19 protein-coding genes are annotated in these 18,592 nt (G+C 69.1%); 9 read left to right on the forward strand and 10 right to left on the reverse strand.

All coding sequences use genetic code 11. The annotated features are described in order from the left end of the window. Positions 1 to 130: 130 nt before the first annotated feature. Genes hisN through ACSFBM_RS00300 form a run of 5 tightly spaced genes read left to right on the forward strand, consistent with a single transcriptional unit; the run spans position 131 to position 4,065 of the window. Positions 131 to 925 (forward strand): histidinol-phosphatase, encoded by a 795-nt coding sequence (gene hisN, locus ACSFBM_RS00280; protein ID WP_435482610.1) that lies wholly within the window; start codon positions 131 to 133, stop codon positions 923 to 925. Positions 926 to 935: 10 nt separating this feature from the next. After that, the gene (locus ACSFBM_RS00285) at positions 936 to 1,130 is read left to right on the forward strand and encodes a DUF2905 domain-containing protein (protein ID WP_435441313.1); all 195 of its coding nucleotides are present in this window, start codon (positions 936 to 938) and stop codon (positions 1,128 to 1,130) included. A 17-nt stretch (positions 1,131 to 1,147) separates the two neighbouring features. After that, positions 1,148 to 2,074, forward strand: coding sequence for an ROK family protein (locus ACSFBM_RS00290; RefSeq protein WP_435482611.1), 927 nt, complete (start codon positions 1,148 to 1,150; stop codon positions 2,072 to 2,074). 39 nt (positions 2,075 to 2,113) lie between these two features. Continuing rightward, entirely contained in the window at positions 2,114 to 3,622 is a 1,509-nt protein-coding gene (locus ACSFBM_RS00295) for a tetratricopeptide repeat protein (RefSeq protein WP_435482612.1), read from the forward strand. After that, entirely contained in the window at positions 3,619 to 4,065 is a 447-nt protein-coding gene (locus tag ACSFBM_RS00300; RefSeq protein WP_435482613.1) for a DUF1877 family protein, read from the forward strand. The genes ACSFBM_RS00295 and ACSFBM_RS00300 overlap by 4 nt, the downstream gene beginning before the upstream one ends. Before the next feature lie 3 nt (positions 4,066 to 4,068). On the opposite strand, the gene ACSFBM_RS00305 is transcribed toward ACSFBM_RS00300, so the two are convergent. Then, positions 4,069 to 5,514, reverse strand: coding sequence for an aminotransferase-like domain-containing protein (locus tag ACSFBM_RS00305; protein ID WP_435482614.1), 1,446 nt, complete (start codon positions 5,512 to 5,514; stop codon positions 4,069 to 4,071). 171 nt (positions 5,515 to 5,685) lie between these two features. On the opposite strand from ACSFBM_RS00305, the gene ACSFBM_RS00310 reads away from it, so the two are divergent. Further along, entirely contained in the window at positions 5,686 to 6,024 is a 339-nt protein-coding gene (locus tag ACSFBM_RS00310) for a hypothetical protein (protein WP_435482615.1), read from the forward strand. 40 nt (positions 6,025 to 6,064) lie between these two features. On the opposite strand, the gene otsA is transcribed toward ACSFBM_RS00310, so the two are convergent. The 4 genes from otsA to ACSFBM_RS00330 form a co-directional block, all read right to left on the reverse strand. Then, positions 6,065 to 7,450, reverse strand: a complete 1,386-nt coding sequence (otsA, locus tag ACSFBM_RS00315) for an alpha,alpha-trehalose-phosphate synthase (UDP-forming) (RefSeq protein WP_435482616.1) — start codon at positions 7,448 to 7,450, stop codon at positions 6,065 to 6,067. Beyond that, complete coding sequence (locus ACSFBM_RS00320) at positions 7,447 to 9,336, reverse strand: glycoside hydrolase family 15 protein (protein WP_435482617.1); 1,890 nt, start codon at positions 9,334 to 9,336, stop codon at positions 7,447 to 7,449. The genes otsA and ACSFBM_RS00320 overlap by 4 nt, the downstream gene beginning before the upstream one ends. Next, positions 9,333 to 10,160 (reverse strand): trehalose-phosphatase, encoded by an 828-nt coding sequence (otsB, locus tag ACSFBM_RS00325; RefSeq protein WP_435482618.1) that lies wholly within the window; start codon positions 10,158 to 10,160, stop codon positions 9,333 to 9,335. Before otsB ends, ACSFBM_RS00320 begins: the two co-directional genes overlap by 4 nt. 208 nt (positions 10,161 to 10,368) lie before the next feature. Beyond that, the gene (locus ACSFBM_RS00330) at positions 10,369 to 11,550 is read right to left on the reverse strand and encodes a multifunctional CCA addition/repair protein (protein WP_435482619.1); all 1,182 of its coding nucleotides are present in this window, start codon (positions 11,548 to 11,550) and stop codon (positions 10,369 to 10,371) included. Between the two features lie 165 nt (positions 11,551 to 11,715). On the opposite strand from ACSFBM_RS00330, the gene ACSFBM_RS00335 reads away from it, so the two are divergent. Further along, the gene (locus tag ACSFBM_RS00335) at positions 11,716 to 12,441 is read left to right on the forward strand and encodes an OmpW/AlkL family protein (RefSeq protein ID WP_435482620.1); all 726 of its coding nucleotides are present in this window, start codon (positions 11,716 to 11,718) and stop codon (positions 12,439 to 12,441) included. 27 nt (positions 12,442 to 12,468) lie between these two features. On the opposite strand, the gene ACSFBM_RS00340 is transcribed toward ACSFBM_RS00335, so the two are convergent. The 3 genes from ACSFBM_RS00340 to ACSFBM_RS00350 all read right to left on the reverse strand — a co-directional run bounded on the left by ACSFBM_RS00340 (position 12,469) and on the right by ACSFBM_RS00350 (position 15,947). After that, on the reverse strand, positions 12,469 to 13,152 hold the full coding sequence (locus ACSFBM_RS00340; protein WP_435441324.1) for a glutathione S-transferase family protein: 684 nt from the start codon (positions 13,150 to 13,152) through the stop codon (positions 12,469 to 12,471). Between the two features lie 104 nt (positions 13,153 to 13,256). Then, entirely contained in the window at positions 13,257 to 13,829 is a 573-nt protein-coding gene (locus ACSFBM_RS00345) for an MgtC/SapB family protein (protein ID WP_435482621.1), read from the reverse strand. Between the two features lie 75 nt (positions 13,830 to 13,904). Beyond that, positions 13,905 to 15,947, reverse strand: coding sequence for a lytic transglycosylase domain-containing protein (locus ACSFBM_RS00350; protein ID WP_435482622.1), 2,043 nt, complete (start codon positions 15,945 to 15,947; stop codon positions 13,905 to 13,907). Between the two features lie 9 nt (positions 15,948 to 15,956). Between ACSFBM_RS00350 and ACSFBM_RS00355 the strand changes: the two genes are divergently transcribed. Next, positions 15,957 to 16,574, forward strand: coding sequence for a 5-formyltetrahydrofolate cyclo-ligase (locus ACSFBM_RS00355; protein ID WP_435441327.1), 618 nt, complete (start codon positions 15,957 to 15,959; stop codon positions 16,572 to 16,574). Positions 16,575 to 16,605: 31 nt separating this feature from the next. Here the strand turns inward: ACSFBM_RS00355 and ACSFBM_RS00360 are convergent, their stop codons facing one another. After that, entirely contained in the window at positions 16,606 to 17,589 is a 984-nt protein-coding gene (locus tag ACSFBM_RS00360; protein WP_435482623.1) for a LysR substrate-binding domain-containing protein, read from the reverse strand. 183 nt (positions 17,590 to 17,772) lie between these two features. Here ACSFBM_RS00360 and ACSFBM_RS00365 point away from each other — a divergent pair, with 183 nt between their 5' ends. Beyond that, positions 17,773 to 18,093: a DUF2917 domain-containing protein gene (locus tag ACSFBM_RS00365; protein ID WP_435482624.1), complete on the forward strand. Its 321-nt coding sequence runs from the start codon at positions 17,773 to 17,775 to the stop codon at positions 18,091 to 18,093. Between the two features lie 83 nt (positions 18,094 to 18,176). Here the strand turns inward: ACSFBM_RS00365 and ACSFBM_RS00370 are convergent, their stop codons facing one another. Further along, positions 18,177 to 18,581 (reverse strand): BLUF domain-containing protein, encoded by a 405-nt coding sequence (locus tag ACSFBM_RS00370; RefSeq protein WP_435482625.1) that lies wholly within the window; start codon positions 18,579 to 18,581, stop codon positions 18,177 to 18,179. Positions 18,582 to 18,592 lie beyond the last annotated feature (11 nt).

An 18,592-nucleotide genomic window follows, 5' to 3' on the forward strand; every position in this document is an offset into this window, starting at 1 on the left:
TCGTGTTTGCTGGCAATTTCCGGGCCATGCTAGGCCCCCGGGCCTTGCCCTGTCAAACCCGGCCCGGTCGTATCGAACACTGCCCGGCTCGGGTCTAATCGCAGGTTTTGGCACGCGTTCTCCTCTCTCCATGAGCTCTTCCACTCTCGCCACTCCCTCGATCTCCGACCTTTCCTCGATCGCCCAGGCCCTGGCCGATGCCGCCGCCGCGCAGTCCATGCACTATTTCCGCACGCCGCTGGACATCATCACCAAGGCCGACGAAAGCCCCGTCACGCTGGCCGACCGTGCCGCCGAGACGGCCATGCGCGAGATCCTGGGCGCCCGGGTGCCCGCCGACGGCATCTACGGCGAAGAGCACGGCCCCGAGCGGCTCGAGGCCGAACGCGTCTGGGTGCTCGACCCGATCGACGGCACGCGCAGCTTCATCACCGGCTCGCCGCTGTGGGGCACGCTCATCGGCGTGCTGCAAGGCGGCCGGGTGGTGCTGGGCATGGTCGACATGCCGGTGCTCAAGGAGCGCTGGATCGGCCAGGCGGGCCAGGGCGCCACGCGCGACGGCCAGCCCGTTCGCGTGAGCACCTGCACCGAAGTGGCCCAGGCGCGCATCGTCACCACCTCGCCCGACATCTTCGCGCCCGCCGACTGGCAGGCCTTCGACCGGCTGAGCCGCCAGTGCGCCATGCGCCGCTTCGGCGGCGACTGCTACGGCTATGCCCAGCTGGCGGGCGGCACCATCGACCTGGTGGTCGAGACCGGCCTGCAACCCTACGACTACCTCGGCCCGGCCGGGCTGATCGAGGCGGCCGGCGGCGTCATCACCGACTGGCAGGGCCAGCCGCTGGGCCTGAAGTCCGACGGGCGGGTCATTGCGGCCGCAACGCACGAACTTCACCGACAAGCGATGGCGGTGCTCTCGGCCTAGACTGTCGCTCATGTTCCGCTGGCTGATCGTCGTTGTCCTTGCCCTGGTGCTCATGAGCGGCCTGACCGCCTGGCTGCGCCGCTTCGGCTTCGGGCGGCTGCCCGGCGATTTCGAGTTCCGCGCCTTCGGCCGCGAATGGCAGCTGCCGATCGCCAGCACGGTGTTGCTGAGCATGATCGCGGCGCTGGTCGCGCGCCTTTTGTAGAAAAGAAAAAACCCGCAATGAGAGCCTGCGTAGACATCGGTGGCACCAAGGTGGCCGTCAGCCTTTCCGCTTCGAGCGACACGCCGCTCGTCGGTCGGCGCAGCGAGCCCACGGCCAAGACCGGCGACAACGACGCCGTGGCGGTGCAGATCCTGCGGATGATCGACGAGGTCTGTGCCGAGCAGGGCGTCGACGCGGCCAGCATCGAGCGCGTGGGCGTGTCGTCCGCCGGTCCCTTCGAGTTGCGCGACGGCAAGGTCGAGCTGGCCACGCCCAACATCTGCGGCGGCATCGCCGGCCCGGCGCGGGGCCTGCCCAACACCTGGATGACGGCGCAGGTCGAGGCGCCCCTTGCGAAGCGTTTCGCCCGCGTGCGGGTCGAGAACGACGCGGTGGCCGCGCTGGAGGCCGAGCGCCACTGGGGCGCGCTCCAGGGCATCGACGACTGCGCCTACGTCACCTGGAGCACCGGCGTGGGTGTCGGCCTGTGCGTGGGGGGGCGGGCCTTGCGCGGCAAGAACGGCAACGCGGGCCATGCGGGCCACAGCTTCGTGGTGGACGACGACAGCGGTGCGCTGTGCGGCTGCGGCAACGTCGGCGACGTCGAAGGCCTGGTGGCCGGCAACTCGATCGCGCGGCGCTTCGGCCAGCCTCCGGCCGAACTCTTCACCGCCGCGGCGGCCGGTGAGCCGAAGGCGCTGGAAACCGTCGATGCACTGTGCCGCGTGATGGGCCGCATGCTCTACAACCTGGTCGCCACGCTCGACCTGCAGCGCATCAGCCTGGGAGGCAGCGTGTTCTGGCACCACCGCGACTTTCTGCTGCCCAGGCTGCAATCGCACATCGACGGCAAACTGCCGCCGCTCACGCGTGGCGTGCAACTGGTGCCGGCGGGCCTGGGCGACAAGGTCGGCGACTACGCCGCGCTGGCGCTGCTCGACTGAGCGGGCCGGCCACTCCACGAAACGACGATACGGCGCACCATGAACGCGTCGCCCCGCCGCCCCGGTTTCGCCTACCTGCTGCTGGTCGCGGGCGGCTGGCTCGGCGCGCACCGCTTCTACCTCGGCAGCCATGCGGGCGGCGCGGCGCAACTGGCGCTGCTGCTGTTCGGGCTCAGCGGCTACCCGGGGGCCAGGCTCGCCCTGGCGGTGCTGCTGGCATGGCTGCTGTTCGACATCTATTGGGTGCACCGTCGCACCCGCCGGGTTCGCCCCCCGAGCGCGCCACGCGCCGGCGGCGCCGACGCCCCGAAGTACGACCCCGCGGGCCTGGCCGAGGCCAACAGGCTGCAGGCGCAATTCTTCGCGGCCGCCGAGGCGCATGACTGGGCCGCCGCCGTGAGCATCGGCGAGCAGATCGTCGCCACCGCGCGCCGTGTCTTCAAGGGGCCGCACCCCAACCTGGCGATGTCGTTGTGCATGCTCGGCCAGGCCTGCTACCAGCTCAAGGCGCTCGACAAGGCCAGGCCCGCGCTCGAGGAAAGCCTGGCCATCGGCCTGAAGATCGGCATGCCGGCGGAAGACATGGACATCACCCGCAAGGCGCTGTCCCTCACGCTGTCCGGCATCAGCGAGCGCAACGCACGCGGCGCCGCGTCCGACCGCGACGCTGCGCTGCTCAACCTGCTCGAGGACCGCGAAATGCGCTGCCACGCCGCGCTGGCCCAGGGCGACCTGCCGCGCGCCGAGCGCTTCGGCGCCGAGGCCGTGGCCGCCGCCCGCGACCTGTGCGGCGGTCCGGGCAAGGCCGTGGTGCGCCAGCTCGCCGGGTATGCGGAGGTGTGCCGCCGGCTGCAGTGGAACGACAAGGCCGAAGCCTCGGCCCACGAGGCCCTGGCCATGGCCGGGCAGCTCGGACTGGACGACGGCTGGCAGCGTGGCCCGACCAACACGCTGGCGCTGCTGCATGCCGCGGCCGGCCGGGCCGACGAGGCGGAGGCGCTCTACAAGAAGACCATTGCCATGGCCGTCGCCGAAGCCAGGGGCGGCTCCAGCGACAGCGTGCTGCGCGCCTTCAACAACCTGGCGTTCCTGTACGCGGAGTCAGGCCAGAACGAGAAGGCCGAACTCTGCTATGGCCGCGCGCTGGTGCACCTGGACAAGCTGGACCAGGGTGAGGGCGGCGCAGGCAGCGAGGGCGACGCCGAACTGCACTCGCACATGCTGAACAACTTCGGCGGACTGCTGATGGCGCGCCGCGACTTCGACCGTGCCCGGTCGCTGTACGAGCGCTCGCTGGCCATCCAGCAACGCAGCTGCCGCGGCATTTCGACCGCAGCGGCCAACGCCCACAACGACCTGGGCCTGATCGCGCAGGACGAGGGCGACCTGCGCCAGGCGCTCGCGCACTTCAAGCGCACGCTGCTGCTCAACCAGATCTGCACGCCCGACCACTTCAAGAACATCGACAGCGCGCAGCGCAGCATCGACAGCGTGAGCATGGTGCTGGCCACCGTCGCCCGTGCCGCGCGCATGGAGCCCAGCACATGAGCATCGGCGCGGCCTTCTACGCGCTGGACCGCTACCGCCTGCGTGCGCTGGTGATCGATCCGTCGACGGTGTCGGGCTTCGTGAATTCACCGGTCGCGCAAGGCGGCCCGCACCAGAGCCAGACGGTCGAGCAGGCCTGGGACGTGGTGCGCACGCTGCTGCCCGAGGCGGTGGACGGCGAGACGCTGGACGGCACCGAGGGCCTGGGCTGCATCTACCTCACGGCCGCGCACGTCGAGCGCGCGGCGGCACGGCTCGCACAGTGCGACGTGCAGGCGCTGGTGGGCCGCTTCACCGCGGAGCCGGCGAAATTCGCCGAGCTGTATTGGGCCAAGGTGTGGCAAGACGGTGCGAAGGAACTCACGGGGTTCCTGGAAGGCGTGAAGCGCTTCTTCGCGGGCGCGGCCGAGCGGCGCGATGCCGTCGTCTTCTACATCGCCTAGCGGCTAGGCCGTTGGCCGCACGGCCGCCACGATCTCGCCCAGCCGCTGCAACCCCGCATCGACGGCCTTCGAGTAGGGCCAGCCGCAGTTCAGGCGCAGGTAGTTGTCAAAGCGCCCCGAGTTGGAAAACTGCGCGCCTGGCGCCACCAGCATGTGCTCGCGCAGCGCGGCCTCGAACACCTTCACCGACGAGCGCTGCCCGGGCAGTTCCACCCACAGCTGCAGCCCGCCCCGTGGCAGGTTCAGCCGCGTGCCCGGCGGAAAGTACCTGGCGATGGCGTCGGCGGTCTGGTCGCGCTGCACGTGCAGCCGCTCGCGCAGCCGGCGCAGGTGGCGGTCGTAGCCGCCGCTGGCGATGAACTCGCCCGCGGCAATCTGCGCCAGCGCCTCGTTGTTGCGGGTCTGCGCGTACTTGAGCATCTCCACCTGCGCATGCCAGCGTCCGGCCGTGATCCAGCCCAGCCGCAGCCCGGGCGCCAGCACCTTGTGCAGCGAGGCGCAATAGATCACGTTGCCCGTGCGGTCCCACGACTTCAGGGCGCGCAGCGGCGTGTCGGCTTCCACCAGGTCGCTGTAGGTGTCGTCCTCGACCAGCGCGATGCCGTGGCTTTCGCACAGGTGCACCAGGCGCTGCTTGTGGGCGTCGGGCATCACGCTGCCGATGGGGTTCTGCAGGTGCGGCACCACCACCACGGCCTTGATGTCGTCGTAGGTGTGGATGGCCAGGTCGAGCGCCTCGAGCGACATGCCGGTCTGCGGGCTGGTCGGAATTTCCAGCGCGCGCAGGCCCAGGCTTTCGAGCACCTGCAGCAGCCCGTAGAAGGTGGGTGACTCCACGGCCACGGTGTCGCCGGGCTTGGCGACGGCGCGCAGCGCGAGGTTCAGCGCTTCGATGCAGCCGTTGGTGACCAGCACCTCGTCGGGCGCCACCGTCATGCCGATGCGCAGGTTGCGTTGCGCCAGGGCTTCGCGGAATTGCTCGTGGCCGCGTTGCGACGAGGAGGTGGTCAGCAGTTCGGGCCGCTGGCGCAGCGCGCGGGTCATCGAGTTGCGCAGCGCCTCGGCGGGGTAGAGCTCGGGGGCGGCGCGGGCAATGGCAAAGTTGAGCTTCACGCCCGCGTGGCGCCCGCGCGCCATGAAGTTGGCCATGCGCGTGCGCATGCTGACGAGCTGCGCCGGGTCGGGCGGCACGTCGGCCAGCGGTTCTTCCATGGGCGCGATGCTCAGGCGCTGCGGCCGGCGCACGAAGTAGCCCGAGCGGTCCCGCGCCTCGACCCAGCCGTCGCTTTCCATGGCGCGGCAGACCTGCAGCGCGGTCGACAGGCTGATCTCGTGCAGCCGCATCAGGGTGCGCAGGGAGGGCAGCTTGTCGCCCTGCTTGAGCGAGCCGGTGTGGATCGCGTCCACGTAGTGCGCGGAGAGCTGGCGGTAGAGCGGTAGCGAGTCCATGGGTCGATGTTCCCCGCATCGGGCATCCGAAAACAGATGCAGTTGGTCGGGAAAAAGACCATAACAGATGCCTTTGCAGGCCGGCTGTTCCGGTCGCAATAGCCATGGTGTGTGCCTGTTTTTTGGGCGGCGGAGTTCCTACGATGAAGCCTCATTCACCCGAGGTTCGCCATGATCACCACCCTCTCCCAAGCGCCCGATTCCATCGTTCTCGAGCCCGGCCAGTCCCTGCGCACCTCGGTCGAGGCCGGCGCCTGGCTCCAGTTGGCGGAGGGTCGCGCCCGCGTGGTGTCGCCGCCGGGCTGGTTCGGCGAGACGGTGTTCATGGCCGAAACACTGCTCGACGAAGGCGATGTGCATCGGCTGCCGCACGGCGGCTGGATCGAGGTGTGCGCACTGACACCGGTGCATTTGCGGTTGCACGCGCCGCTGGCCGCGCCTTCGAGGGCCGTTGCGTCCACCGAGGCACGGCCGGTGATGCGTTTCGTGCGCCTGCTCACCGGGTGGTGAGCGCGTGCGCTGAACAACAGCGCGCTCGGCCCGAAGAAACTCAGCGCTCGCTGGCGGCCTCGCGCAGCGCATCCAGGAAGCTGCGCCGCCACCAATGGATGTCCTGCTCGCGAATGCGCGACAGCAGTTTCTGGTGCCGCTCGCGCCGTTCTTCCAGCGGCATGTGCAGCGCCTGCTGCACCGTCTCGGCCGTGCCGTGCGTGTCGTACGGGTTCACCAGCAGCGCTTCTTTCAGCTGCTCCGCCGCACCGGCAAAGCGTGACAGCACCAGCACGCCCGGGTCCGCCGGGTCCTGCGCGGCGATGTATTCCTTGGCCACCAGGTTCATGCCGTCGCGCAGCGGCGTCACCAGCCCCACGGCCGCCGCGCGGCACAGCCCCGGCACCCGCTTGCGCGCGACCATGCGGTGGATGTAGCGCACCGGCATCCAGTCGAGCTCGCCGTAGTCGCCGTTGATGGCGCCGCACAGCGACTCCAGCTCGCGCCGGATGTCGCCGTACGCATCGACCGTCTCGCGCGTGGGCGAGGCGATCTGGATCAGCGTGGCGCTGCGCCGGTTCTCGGGGTAGTTCGCAAGCAGCTCACGGAACGCGCGCACGCGCTGCGGGATGCCCTTGGAGTAGTCGAGCCGGTCGATGCCCAGCAGAAGGCGCCGGCTCGAATACTCGCGCTTCATGGTTTCGTACATGTCGCGCGCTTCCTTGGCATGGGTGAGCGCCGAGAACTCGTCCACGTCGATGCCGATCGGGAAGGCGCTGCAGCGCACCGTCTGCCCGTAGGCGCGGTACATGTCGTTGCCCAGGTACTCGCCGTGCGCCTCGTTGCGCACGTAGTGCTCGAAGTGCTGCACGTCCTGCTGGGCCTGGAAGCCGATCAGGTCGTAGGCGAACAGCGAGCGCATCAGCCACTCGTGCTGCGGAATGGCCGCGATGATGATCTGCGGCGGCAGCGGAATGTGCAGGAAGAAGCCGATGCGCTGCTTGCAGCCCATGGCACGCAGCTCGGCCGCCAGCGGCATCAGGTGGTAGTCGTGGATCCAGATGATGTCGTCGTCCTTCAGCATCGGCAGCAGCTTGCGCGCGAACAGCTGGTTCACGCGCCGGTAGCCGCCGATGAAGCCGGCCTCGAAATGCGCCAGGTCCAGGCGGTTGTGGAACACCGGCCACAGCACGTCGTTGCTGTAGCCCAGGTAGTAGCTGTCGTGGTCCTCGCGGCTCAGGTCGATGGTGGCCAGCGTGACCTTGCCGGCCTGGTGCTTGTGCAGTTCGCCTTCGCCGGTCGGGCCGCCCTCGACGATCTGGCCGCTCCAGCCGAACCACAGTCCGCCGCTTTGCTGCAGGCTTTCACCCAGCGCCACGGCCAGGCCGCCGGCCGCGGGCTTGCGTGGGTCGGCCACGCGGTTGGAAATGACGACGAGGCGGCTCATATGCACGAATCCCAAGGGGCGGACAGGCGCACGGCCGCGTTGATGATGCCGACCATCGAATAGGTCTGCGGAAAGTTGCCCCACATCTCGCCCGTGACCGGGTGCGTGTCTTCCGACAGCAGCCCCAGCGGGTTGCGCGCCGCGAGCATGGTCTCGAAGATCTGCCGCGCCTCGGCCTTGCGGCCGATCTTGGCGAGCGCGTCGATGCGCCAGAAGGTGCAGATGTTGAAGGCGGTCTCGGGCTTGCCGAAGTCGTCCGCGGCCTCGTAGCGGCGCATGTAGGGGCCGTCGCACAGCGACTTTTCCATGGCGTCGACGGTGGAGATGAAGCGCGGGTCGCGCGCGTCGATCAGGCCCACCTCGACCATCAGCAGGATGCTCGCGTCCAGCTCGTGCCCGCCGAAGCTCTCGGCAAAGGCCTGGCGCTCCTCGCACCACGACTTCTCGAGGATTTCTTCCCTCATGCGCGCTGCATGGCCGCTCCAGTAGGCGGCGCGATCGGGCAGCGCCAGCGCATGCGCGATCTTGGCGAGCCGGTCGCAGGCGGCCCAGCTCATCAGCGCCGAGCTGGTGTGCACGCGGGCGCGGGTGCGCAGCTCCCACATGCCGGCGTCGGGCGTGCCGTACACGCGCACCGCCTGCTCGCCCACCGCTTCCAGGTGCGGAAACTCCGCCACGCCCGCGCGGCTGAGCAGCCGGTGGTCGTGGAAGGCCTGCGCCGCGCCGAGCACGATGTTGCCGTACACGTCGTGCTGGAAGTGTTCCTGCGCCTGGTTGCCCACGCGCACCGGGCCCATGCCGCGGTAGCCCGGCAGCCCTTCGACGAAGGATTCGGGCAGCTCGCGCTCCAGGCCAATGCCGTAAAGCGGCTGGATGTGCTCGCCATGCGAGCCGATCACCACGTTGCCCAGCCAGCGCAGGTAGTCTTCCATGGTGCCCACTTCGCTCAGCGAATTGAGCGCGCGCACCACGAAGAAGGCGTCGCGCAGCCAGCAGTAGCGGTAGTCCCAGTTGCGCTGGCTGCCCGGCGCCTCGGGGATGCTGGTGGTCATGGCCGCGACGATGGCGCCGGTGTCCTCGTACAGCGAGAGCTTCAGCGTGATGGCCGCGCGGATCACCGCTTCCTGGTACTCGAAGGGAATCGCCAGGCGCTTGGTCCAGGTGCGCCAGTAGGCGATGGTCTCCTGCTCGAACTTGCGCGCGGTGTCGGCAATGCCGTCGCTCAGCGTCTCGTCTACGCCGAACATGAAGTTGTACTCGCGCGAGATCACGAAGGGCTGGCGCGAGAGGATGTGCGAAATGGATGCGTCGGTGTTCAGCCGCAGCGTGACGTCGGGCCCGACGTAGCGGATGTGGTTGCTGCCGCGCGTCACCTCCACCGGCGCCGTGGCGCCCCACTGGAAGCGCGGGTCCAGCGACACGCGGATGCGCGGCGCGCCGGCAATGGGGCGCACGCGGCGCACCATCATCAGCGGGCGGAAGTAGCGCGAGCGGCTGTAGAAGCGCGGCGCGAAGTCGGTGATCTCGATGCCCTGGCCCGCGCTGTCGAACAGCTGCGTGCGCAGCACGGCGGTGTTCGGCTCGTACCACTGCTTCGCTTCTGCGAAGTCCTCGATCTCGATGGCCCAGGCGCCGGCTTCTTCACCCGGGTGCAGCAGGGCGTTGAAGATCGGGTCACCGTCGAAGCGGGGCAGGCAGCACCACACGGCGCGCCCGCGCCCGTCGATGAGCGCGCTGTAGGCGCAGTTGCCGATCACGCCGACATTGAGCGAGGGCTCGGCAGGCGGCGCGAAGCCGCGCGTACGGGCGGCGGCGGCTTCGTCGTGGAGCAGTGCGTCGACCGTTGCGTGCTCCGGCGCGGGCGTCGCCAGTTGTTCTTCGCTCATTCGGGGCTCCTCGGTGATTCTGTGGGCGCTGTGGGCGGTATTGGCGCTGCCTGCGCTGCCTTGGGTGTCTTCGGCCCGGCCAGCTGGTCGCGCGCCTGCACCAGCCATTCGTACACGGCGCGCGGCGACTCGAGGCGGTGCAGCGCCAGGCTCGGCCCGGAACCCACCTTCACGGCGATGCCGCCGCGCGGCTGCACCACGGCAAAGCCGCTTTCGTCGGTGGTGTCGTCGCCGAGGAAGACGGGGGTGCGGCCGGCAAACGGCGCTTCGGTCATGAAGGCATCGATGGCGATGCCCTTGTTGATGCCCGCGGGCTTGATCTCGAACACGAACTTGCCGTGCATCAGTTCGAACTGCGGGTCGTGGGCGATGGCGCGCGACATGGCGTCGCGGCACACCGCCTCCAGCTGCGGTGCAAGCCGGTAGTGCAGCGCGATGGCGGCGTGCTTGCGCTCCACCAGCAGGCCTTCGTGCACGCGCGCGAGTTCGTTGGCCACTTCGAGGATGGGCACGAGGTCGGGCGCGCGCTGTTCCTGCGTGTGGCCCTTGGCGTCGCGGCGCTGCACGCCGTGCTCGCCGGCGGCGGGCAGGCGCAGCGGCGCAAGGAAGCGGTCGATGGAGTCGATCTGGCGGCCCGACACCACGGCGAGCGCGCCGCCGAGCTGGTCGCTCAGGTCACTGAGAAGGGAGACGAGGGCAGGGGGAATCTCGATGGCTTCGGGCGTGGGCGCAAGCCCGACGAGCGTTCCGTCGAAGTCGAGAAAGAGGGCTGCATCACGGCCCAACGGAGGAGGCAACTGCGAGTTGCTGGAGGACTTTGGCATTGGGGAAAAACCATAACACGCGTCGTCGGCGGCGCATGTCGGTCAAAACCGGAAGCTGCGCTTGGGCGGGTATGGATGGCTCCCTCCCCTTCCGGGGAAGGGGAGGGGTGGGGGCATGGCGGCGCTGGCGTGAACGCGGCGCCTGATCGAAGGCCTGCCCCCATCCCAGCCTTCCCCCGGGAGGGGGGAAGGAGCAAGACCGAAGGCCTCAGGCCAGCGACGCAGCCACGGCTTCCACGCGCGCCCGGTGAATCGCCTCGCCGATCTTCGGCCCGGTGGCGCCGGCCTGCTGGGCCGCGCGCGCCACCACGTCGGTGGGTACGGCTGCAGCCGTTGCCAGCACGGCCAACAGCCGAGGGCGCTGCGTGCATGCGCTGAGTGCGGTGGGAGCTGCGCCGAGCCGGCCGTGCGCATCGCACTCGCAGGCCAGCAGCACCTCGGCGAAGCGCGCGGGCTTGCGGAACGCGTCGCAGCGCTCCAGCAGGCGCACCAGCCCCGTGGCGTCGAGCGCGTCGCTGCCGTGGATGTGTGCCTGCTCGCGCGCCACCACCTCGGCCAGCTCGCGGATCTCCACCGGCACCCGCCAGCGGTCGCACACCGCATGCAGCGCAGCGATGCCGGGCGCGGCGCCCCGGCCCAGGTCGTTCACCAGGCAGGCGAAGCGCACCGCCAGCGAGCCCCGCAGCCGCGCGCCGGTGTCCACCACCGCCATCAGGTGCCCGCCGGTGTCGATCTCCGGCAGCAGCACGGCCAGCGCGCCGCAGTCGCGCAGCACCTCGAGCATGCGCGAGGGTCGTGTTTCCATCAGCCCGCGCGACAGCTCCTGCCACACGCGTTCGGGCACCAGCGCGTCGACCTCGCCGGCCACCACCATCTCGTGCATCAGCGCCATCGTCTCGGGCGCAACGGTGAAGTCGTCGAAGCGGGCGGCGAAACGCGCCACGCGCAGGATGCGCACCGGGTCTTCGCGGAAGGCATCGGTCACGTGGCGAAGCACCTTGTCGTGCAGGTCGCGCTGGCCGTGGAAGGGGTCGGCCAGCGTGTCGGGCGTGGGCTCGAAGCGGCCGTCGGCACTCACCAGCTCGGCCGGCAGCGCAATGGCGTTGACGGTCAGGTCGCGGCGGGCCAGGTCTTGTTCGAGCGTGACGTCGGGCGCGGCATGCACCGTGAAGCCGCGGTAGCCCGGCGCGCTCTTGCGTTCGGTGCGGGCCAGCGCGTACTCCTCGCGCGTGCGCGGGTGCAGGAACACCGGAAAGTCGCGCCCCACGGGCAGGTAGCCGCGGGCCGTCATTTCTTCGGGCGTGGCGCCCACCACCAGCCAGTCGTGGTCGGACACCGGGCGCCCCAGCAAGCGGTCGCGCAGTGCGCCGCCGACAAGAAAAATCTTCATCGGCGCAGTGTAGGGATACTCCTCAGCCACAAAAAAGAACGGTCGTTCGATAATCTTCGGCGCAGACCGGGCAATCGTTCGTGAAAACGGCGGTTTTCAGCGGCAGTCACAGGCCGAGGCCCGCATCCGCAGGGGGATCTTTCAACCAAAGGAGCAATTCACATCATGAAGAAAACAATGCTTGCACTGGCGGCTCTGGGCGCGTTGGCGTCTGGAAGCGCGATGGCGCAACAGGCCGGTGACTGGGTCGTGGGTGCCGGCTGGTTTCATCTGTCGCCGCAGGATTCGAGCAAGCCGCTGACAGTGACCGCCCCGATTCCGGCCGTGCTGCCCGGCTCCGGTGCCAGCGTGAGCGACTCCGACACGCTGGGCCTGAGTGCCATGTATTTCCTCGACAGCCACTGGGCGGTGGAAGGCGTGTTCGGCGTGCCGCCCAAGTTCAAGCTCAACGGCACCGGCACGCTCGACCGCGTCGGCCAGCTCGGCGAAGCGCGCCAGTGGAGCCCGACCATTCTGGGCAAGTACTACTTCAACGAAGGCACGTCGGCCTTTCGTCCGTTCGTGGGCGTGGGCGCCACTTATGTCTGGTACAGCGACGTCAAGCTGACCTCGAGCCTGCAGGGCGCGCTGGCCAGCCAGTTCCACCAGTCGCCGTTCGCGGTGAACACCACGGCCAAGCTCGACAGTTCGTTCGCCCCCGTGATCAACGTGGGCGCGGCCTACCAGTTCGACAAGCACTGGGGCGTCTCGTTCTCGGTGTCGTACATCCCGCTGAAGACCAAGGCCAAGCTGACGACCACCTCGATCACCGGCCTGCCCGTGGCCAACAGCGAGGCCAGCCTGAAGCTCAACCCGATCGTCACGTACGTGTCGGCGACCTACAGGTTCTGACCCCCGCCTCGCGCCTCCTCGGAGACCTTATCGCCCCGTGCGGTAAGGCTCTTCGAACTGCAGGAAATCCTTTTCCGCCAGTGCGTCGTCGATCCAGGCCTTCACGCCCGGCAGCGCCTGCACGCGCTCGATGTAGGCCGTGAGCTGCGGCGGCACCGGCAGTCCGTAGGTCTTGATGCGCGTGCCGATGGGCGCGAAGTAGGCGTCGGCAATGCTGAAGGCGCCGAACAGCATCGGACCGCCGTGCGCGTCGAGCAGGCCGCTCCACATCTGCACGATGCGCGCGAGGTCGCTGGCCACCTCGGGCTGTTCCTTCAGCAACCGGGCGCCCACCTCGGGCAGCGAGGCCTCGATGTTCATGCCGCAATGCCCGCGCAGGCCGCCGAAGCCCGAATGCATTTCGGCGCAGACGCTGCGCGCGCGTGCCCGGTCGGCCGCCGCGGCGGGCCAGAGCTGCTTGCCGGGGAAGGTCTCGGCCAGGTATTCGGCAATGGCCAGCGTGTCCCACACGACGAGGTCGCCGTCGGTCAGCAACGGCACCTTGGCCACCGGGTTGAGCGGCGCGATGACGCTCTTGAACGTCGAATCGGCCTCGAAGGAATCGAAGCGCACCATCACCTCCTCGAAGTCGATGCCGGCCTGCTTCATCAGCACCCAGGGGCGCATCGACCACGACGAGTAATTCTTGTTGCCGATGTAGAGCTTGCGCATGAGAGGGGCCTCCGGTCCGTTGCGGGTGAAACAAAGACTTCGATGCTAGCCGTGCGCCGCGGCGGCATTGATGCCCAACGCAGCGCGAATTGATGCGCCCGCGCTCAGCGGCGGGGCGCGTCGTCCGGCGAGGCGATCACCCGGCCCGTCGACCGGGCCGCGTCCTCGTCACGGTTGCCATTGCCGTTGCCGGATGTTCGTTCGAGCAGGCCCACGAGGCGCGGCACCAGCGACAGCACCGCCAGCGCCAGCAGCGCGCTGAGCACGGCCGTGGCCTCGCGGCCCAGCCCGCAGGCCATGCCGATGGCGGCGGTCATCCACAGCCCCGCCGCGGTGGTCAGGCCCTGCACATGCGATTCGTCCTTGCCCTGCTTGAGGATCGTGCCTGCGCACAGGAAGCCCACGCCCGCCACTAGCCCCTGGATCACGCGGCTCATGTCGGCCGGCACGATGCCGGTCTGCTGCGGAATCAGCACGAACATCGCCGAGCCGATGGCCACCAGCATGTGCGTGCGCACGCCGGCCGCCTTGCCCTGCTGCTCGCGCTCGAAGCCGAGCACGAAGCCCAGCACCGCGGCCAGCGTCAGGCGCAGGATGATTCGCGTGAGCTGTGCCACGTCGGTCACGTCCGAGAACTCGGACGCGATGGTGTCCAGCACTTCGTCGCGCCAGCTCATCGGCGTGCCTTGGTGCTTCGCACCGCGGTGCGAGCTTGCTCGGGGCGGCCCGGCGCGGCGCTCATGCGGCGGACCTCAGGGCAGGTCCTTGTTCGGTTCCGGCTCGGCCGCATCGCGCGGCCCCACGCGGCCCAGGCGCTCCTTCAGCGACTGCGGCCGGCCGCTGATGATGGCGGCGTAGTTGGTGGTGTTGGCCAGCACCTTCTTCACGTAGTCGCGCGTCTCGTTGAAGGGCACGTTCTCGGCCCAGATGGCGGCCTCGACGACCGGGCCGTTGCGCCAGCTGCGCGGGCGGCCGGGGCCGGCGTTGTAGGCGGCGGCGGCCAGCGCCATGGAACCGTCGAAGTCGTCGAGCGCCAGCTTCAGGTAGTTGGTGCCGATGGTGATGTTGGTCTCGCGGTCGTTGATCTGGCCGGGCGTGAAGTCGGTCAGGCCGATCTTGCGTGCCGTCCAGCGCGCGGTGGCGGGCATGACCTGCATCAGGCCCGAGGCGCCGACGCCGGAGCGTGCGTCCATGATGAAGCGGCTTTCCTGGCGGATCAGGCCGTACACGTAGGCCGGGTCCAGGCCGATGTCCTGCGCCTTGCGCAGCACCGTGTCGTGGAACGGCATGGGGAAGCGCTGCTCCACGTCGACCACGCCCTTGGTGCGCTCGCTGGTGTTGATGCAGCGGTCCCACACCTCGCGCTGGCAGGCGAAGTCGGCCGCTGCCAGCAGGGCGCGGTCGTCCATGCCGCCCTTGTCGTGCAGGTTGGTGGCGTAGTTCCATTCGCGCGTGCCTTCGGAGCGCAGGCCGATGGCAATGGCGTAGAGGCCGCGTGCCAGCGCCGGGTTGGCGCGCGCGGCGGCCTTTTCCTCGGGCGTGAGCGGCGCGGGGCGGGTGGCGGCCACGGTGCGCTGGCCCAGTTCTTCGAGCGCCAGCATCTCGTAGAAGCCGCGCGAGCCGGCAATGCTCTGGTAGAGCTCGCGCGCCTGGGCGCGGCGCTCTTCGCTGCGCTCGGTGGCGAGCGCGCGGGCCTTCCAGTAGACCCAGGTGGGGTCGAGCTGGGCGGTGTCGCTCATGGCGTTGATGGCCGGTGCCACCTCTTTCCACTGGCCGGCGCGCAGGGCGGCGCGCACGCGCCAGCCGAGCATGTCGTCGGACAGGTCCGAGTTCTTGGTGACGTTGCCGAAGTAGGTGCCGGCCTGCGGCCAGAGCTTCAGCGCGGCGGCGCGGCCGATGGTGCCCCAGAGCCAGTTGCGCTCTTCGGCCGAGAGCATCGGGCTCCACTTGCTGTCGAGCTGCGCGGCGGCCTGCTCGGGGTCGGCAATGGCGACCTTGACGAGCGCCAGCACCACCAGCTCCTTGCGCGACTTGGCGGCCACGAAGGCGCGGCCGGTCAGGAACTTGGCCGAGCTGGCGTTCATTTCCTCGAACAGCGGCAGCGCGTCGGGCGCGGCGATGGCGACGGCGCCGCGCGCGGCCTGCGGGCGGTTGGCCTCGATGGCCAGGCGCGCCTTCTTCCAGACGTCGTTGGGGGCCAGCAGGCGGGCCGCGAACATGCGGTCGGCGGCGGTGAGGCAGCCGTCGTCGGCGTCCTTCTGGCTGAGCCAGTCGCGGCGCACCTCGTCGGCCTGGGCCTGCGTGGCCGTGCCGGTGCGCAGCGTGTCGGCCAGCACCGCGTAGCAGCGCACCTGCGGGTCGTCGCCCATGCGAAAGCCGGCCACGGCGGCGGAGAAGTTGTCCCAGTCGCGGCGCTGGCCCGTGAGCAGCAGCCAGTCGTTGCGCAGGCGGTCTTCCTGGTAGGTGCCGGGGTAGCGCGCGAAGAAGTCCTGCACTTCGTTGGGGGCGGCTTCCTGCAGCCGCGCCTTGAGTTCCCAGTAGGCGGCCCAAGGTTCGAGGGCATGGCCGCGTGCTTGCGGCAGCAGGCCCGTCAGGCGGGCCTTGTCGCCGCGCTGGAAGGCCTGCTTCATCTGGACGAGCACGTCGTCGTTGGTGTTGTTCTGTGCGGCGGCGGGTTGCTGTGAAAGCAACGCGGCGAAGGCCAGGACGGCGGAAAAAACCAGTGCGGGTGCTGCGCTGCGCTGGTGAACGCGGTGGCTGGTGCGCTGGGGTGCCAAAATGCTTGGGAACTGCATCGGGGGATTATGGACAAGTCAAAGGATGCCGACACCTCGGCGACGGCGAGTTTTCTGAAGGATCAACTGCGCAAGGCATTGATCGAACAACGCCTGGCGATGCCGGACCGGCTGACACGCGCGGACCTGCTGCAGCGCGTGATGCGGATCTGGCTGGTCGGGCGGCCCGACACCGTGATCGGCGCCTACTGGCCGATCAAGGGCGAGTTCGATCCGCTGCCTGCGTTGCATCGTTGGAAGGAGGACGGCGAGCTCATGGAAGAAAGCCAGCGCCGCCGCATCGGACTGCCGGTGATCAACAAAGTTCACAAGACGCTGACCTTCCATGCCTGGTACCCGGGCTGCCAGATGGAAGAAGACGCCTACGGCATTCCCAAGCCCAAGGACACCGAGCTCATCGTGCCGACATTGTTGTTCGTGCCCTGCGTGGGCTACAGCGCGGGCGGCTATCGGCTGGGCTACGGCGGCGGCTTCTACGACCGCACGCTGGCCGCCCTGGAGCCGCGGCCGTTCACAGTGGGGCTCGGGTTCACCCACGGCTTCCTGGAAGACTTCGAGCCCGAGGCGCACGACCTCCCGCTGGACGCCATCCTCAACGACAACGGCGTGGTCTGGCCGATGAGCTGAGCCGAGCTGATGCGGCCCTGCAGCGGGCCGGTCAGTCGATGTCGTCGACCGTGTCCGGGTCCGGCACCTCGCCGATGGTCTCGCGGGTGGTGGCGGCCTGCAGTTGCAGCCAGTCCCAGAAGGCCCGGATCTCGGGTCGCAGCGCGTTGCGCGGCCCGGCGATGAGCCAGTAGGCCATCGGCGAATCCATGCGGTGCTGCGGCAGCACTTCCACCAGGTCGCCGTTGGCCAGGCTCTCGGCAATCAGCGAGCTGCGCGCCAGCGTGATGCCCTGGCCGGTCAGCGCGGCCTGCACCATCTGGTAGGCGTAGTTGAAATAGAGCCAGCGCTTGGGCTGTGCGCGCTCCAGCCCGTTCACCTCGAACCAGCGCCTCCAGGTCAGCCATTCCAGGTGGGTGCGGTGGGCGTCGCCGGCCTCGATCAGCGTGAAGCGGGTGATGTCGGCGGGCGTCCTGATGGGCGGGTTGCTCTTCAGCAGCCAGGGGCTGGCCACCGGCGTCAGCGTTTCGCCGAACAGGCGCACGGCGGTGGGCGGCATGGTCTCGCGCGGGCCGTAGCGCAGCGCGATGTCCACGTCGGCCACTTCGAGGTCGACCGCCACGTCGCTGGCGTCGATGCGGATGTCGATCTCGGGGTTGTCGCGCTGGAAGGCCTCCAGCCGCGGAATGAGCCACATCGAGGCGAACGACGCAAAGGTGGTCAGCGACACGCTCTGGCGGCCCGCGCTCTGGCGGATCTGGCGCACGGCCGTGTCGATGCGCGGCAGCGACTGCTGCACCGCCAGCAGCAGCAGCGCCCCGGCGCTGGTGAGCTCCACGGCCCGCGTGTGGCGCAGGAACAGCCCCACGCCCACCTCTTCCTCGAGCGACTGGATCTGGCGGCTCACGGCTGACTGGGTCAGCGCCATTTCCTCGGCGGCGGCACGGAAGTTCAGGTGCCGGGCCACGGCCTCGAAGGCGCGCAGGTGGCCCGCCGAGATCGGGCGGGAGCGCAGATGGGTTTGGGAATGTTGCATGGGTATGACTTGGGGTGGCGAATCCGCGTTTTGATCCATTGATGCGGGAATCGCATCAGTAGCCTACCTCGTTTTCATTGGACTCAGGGCGCCTTGGAAACGATCATTCATTCCCGAACTGCGCTATTGCCCCCGTCTCTGTCTGACCGGCCGGCGCTTCGGGAAAGCCCAAGGAGTTTCAACATGTCCACCGCCGTCTGCACCACCGAATCGCTCTCGCCCCTGTCCACCGCCGCCCGCACCACTGCCGCCATTCCGCCGGCCGTTCGCCGCGGCGCCTGGCAGATCGCGCCCGGCGAGGCGATGAGCCTGAAGGCGCGCACGGCCAGCGTGTTGCGCGTGAAGCAGGGCCGGGTGTGGATCACGCCCGACGCCACGCTCGCCAACCCCAGCGAAGACCTGGTGCTCGCACCGGGCGAATCGCTGGCGGTGGCCGCGGGCCAGCGCATCGTGATGGAGGCGTGGGACGGCTACGGCGCGACCTACAGCTGGGACAACGCCTGATTGTTCGGCCTCCAGGAGCTCAAAAGGCGGCCTCGGCCGCCTTTTTCTTTTTGAAGCTTCTTTCAGCCAATGGCGGGTGCCTTTCAGCCGTTGATGTCGAAGCTTGGCAACAGCGCCAGGAAGTGCCGCAAGGCCACCTCGCCGTCCAGCACGTGCACGCCCGCCATGAGGTCGGGGCCTTCGCTCTCGGCCAGGCCCATGCCGAAGCCGGTGTAGCGGCGCACCGCCAGCGGCGCTTCGTAGACCACCCGGATGTCGGTATGGCGCGGGTCCTTCTCGATGTGCTGCATTAGCGTGTCGAGCGCCTCGCGCGGGCCTTCCAGGTGCTGGCAGAAGCGCATGCCGTCGAAGACCAGCAAACCCGTGATGCCGCGCTGGGCATTGCGTGCGCGTGCGCGGGTGGCGATCGAGCCCACGGTGGTCGGGGGCAGGTCCTGGGCAAGCGTGCTGCAGTAGAGGACTTCGTAGAACGGTGATGCTTCTGTCATGTGTCTTTGAG

The organism is Variovorax pasteuri, assembly GCF_051216435.1.
GTDB lineage: Bacteria > Pseudomonadota > Gammaproteobacteria > Burkholderiales > Burkholderiaceae_C > Variovorax.

Bases quoted from the DNA above. Each gene is read 5' to 3' on its own strand.
- hisN (WP_435482610.1), top strand. From the start codon at position 131: ATGAGCTCTTCCACTCTCGCCACTCCCTCGATCTCCGACCTTTCCTCG.
- ACSFBM_RS00285 (WP_435441313.1), top strand. From the start codon at position 936: ATGTTCCGCTGGCTGATCGTCGTTGTCCTTGCCCTGGTGCTCATGAGC.
- ACSFBM_RS00290 (WP_435482611.1), top strand. From the start codon at position 1,148: ATGAGAGCCTGCGTAGACATCGGTGGCACCAAGGTGGCCGTCAGCCTT.
- ACSFBM_RS00295 (WP_435482612.1), top strand. From the start codon at position 2,114: ATGAACGCGTCGCCCCGCCGCCCCGGTTTCGCCTACCTGCTGCTGGTC.
- ACSFBM_RS00300 (WP_435482613.1), top strand. From the start codon at position 3,619: ATGAGCATCGGCGCGGCCTTCTACGCGCTGGACCGCTACCGCCTGCGT.
- ACSFBM_RS00305 (WP_435482614.1), bottom strand. From the start codon at position 5,514: ATGGACTCGCTACCGCTCTACCGCCAGCTCTCCGCGCACTACGTGGAC.
- ACSFBM_RS00310 (WP_435482615.1), top strand. From the start codon at position 5,686: ATGATCACCACCCTCTCCCAAGCGCCCGATTCCATCGTTCTCGAGCCC.
- otsA (WP_435482616.1), bottom strand. From the start codon at position 7,450: ATGAGCCGCCTCGTCGTCATTTCCAACCGCGTGGCCGACCCACGCAAG.
- ACSFBM_RS00320 (WP_435482617.1), bottom strand. From the start codon at position 9,336: ATGAGCGAAGAACAACTGGCGACGCCCGCGCCGGAGCACGCAACGGTC.
- otsB (WP_435482618.1), bottom strand. From the start codon at position 10,160: ATGCCAAAGTCCTCCAGCAACTCGCAGTTGCCTCCTCCGTTGGGCCGT.
- ACSFBM_RS00330 (WP_435482619.1), bottom strand. From the start codon at position 11,550: ATGAAGATTTTTCTTGTCGGCGGCGCACTGCGCGACCGCTTGCTGGGG.
- ACSFBM_RS00335 (WP_435482620.1), top strand. From the start codon at position 11,716: ATGAAGAAAACAATGCTTGCACTGGCGGCTCTGGGCGCGTTGGCGTCT.
- ACSFBM_RS00340 (WP_435441324.1), bottom strand. From the start codon at position 13,152: ATGCGCAAGCTCTACATCGGCAACAAGAATTACTCGTCGTGGTCGATG.
- ACSFBM_RS00345 (WP_435482621.1), bottom strand. From the start codon at position 13,829: ATGAGCTGGCGCGACGAAGTGCTGGACACCATCGCGTCCGAGTTCTCG.
- ACSFBM_RS00350 (WP_435482622.1), bottom strand. From the start codon at position 15,947: ATGCAGTTCCCAAGCATTTTGGCACCCCAGCGCACCAGCCACCGCGTT.
- ACSFBM_RS00355 (WP_435441327.1), top strand. From the start codon at position 15,957: ATGGACAAGTCAAAGGATGCCGACACCTCGGCGACGGCGAGTTTTCTG.
- ACSFBM_RS00360 (WP_435482623.1), bottom strand. From the start codon at position 17,589: ATGCAACATTCCCAAACCCATCTGCGCTCCCGCCCGATCTCGGCGGGC.
- ACSFBM_RS00365 (WP_435482624.1), top strand. From the start codon at position 17,773: ATGTCCACCGCCGTCTGCACCACCGAATCGCTCTCGCCCCTGTCCACC.
- ACSFBM_RS00370 (WP_435482625.1), bottom strand. From the start codon at position 18,581: ATGACAGAAGCATCACCGTTCTACGAAGTCCTCTACTGCAGCACGCTT.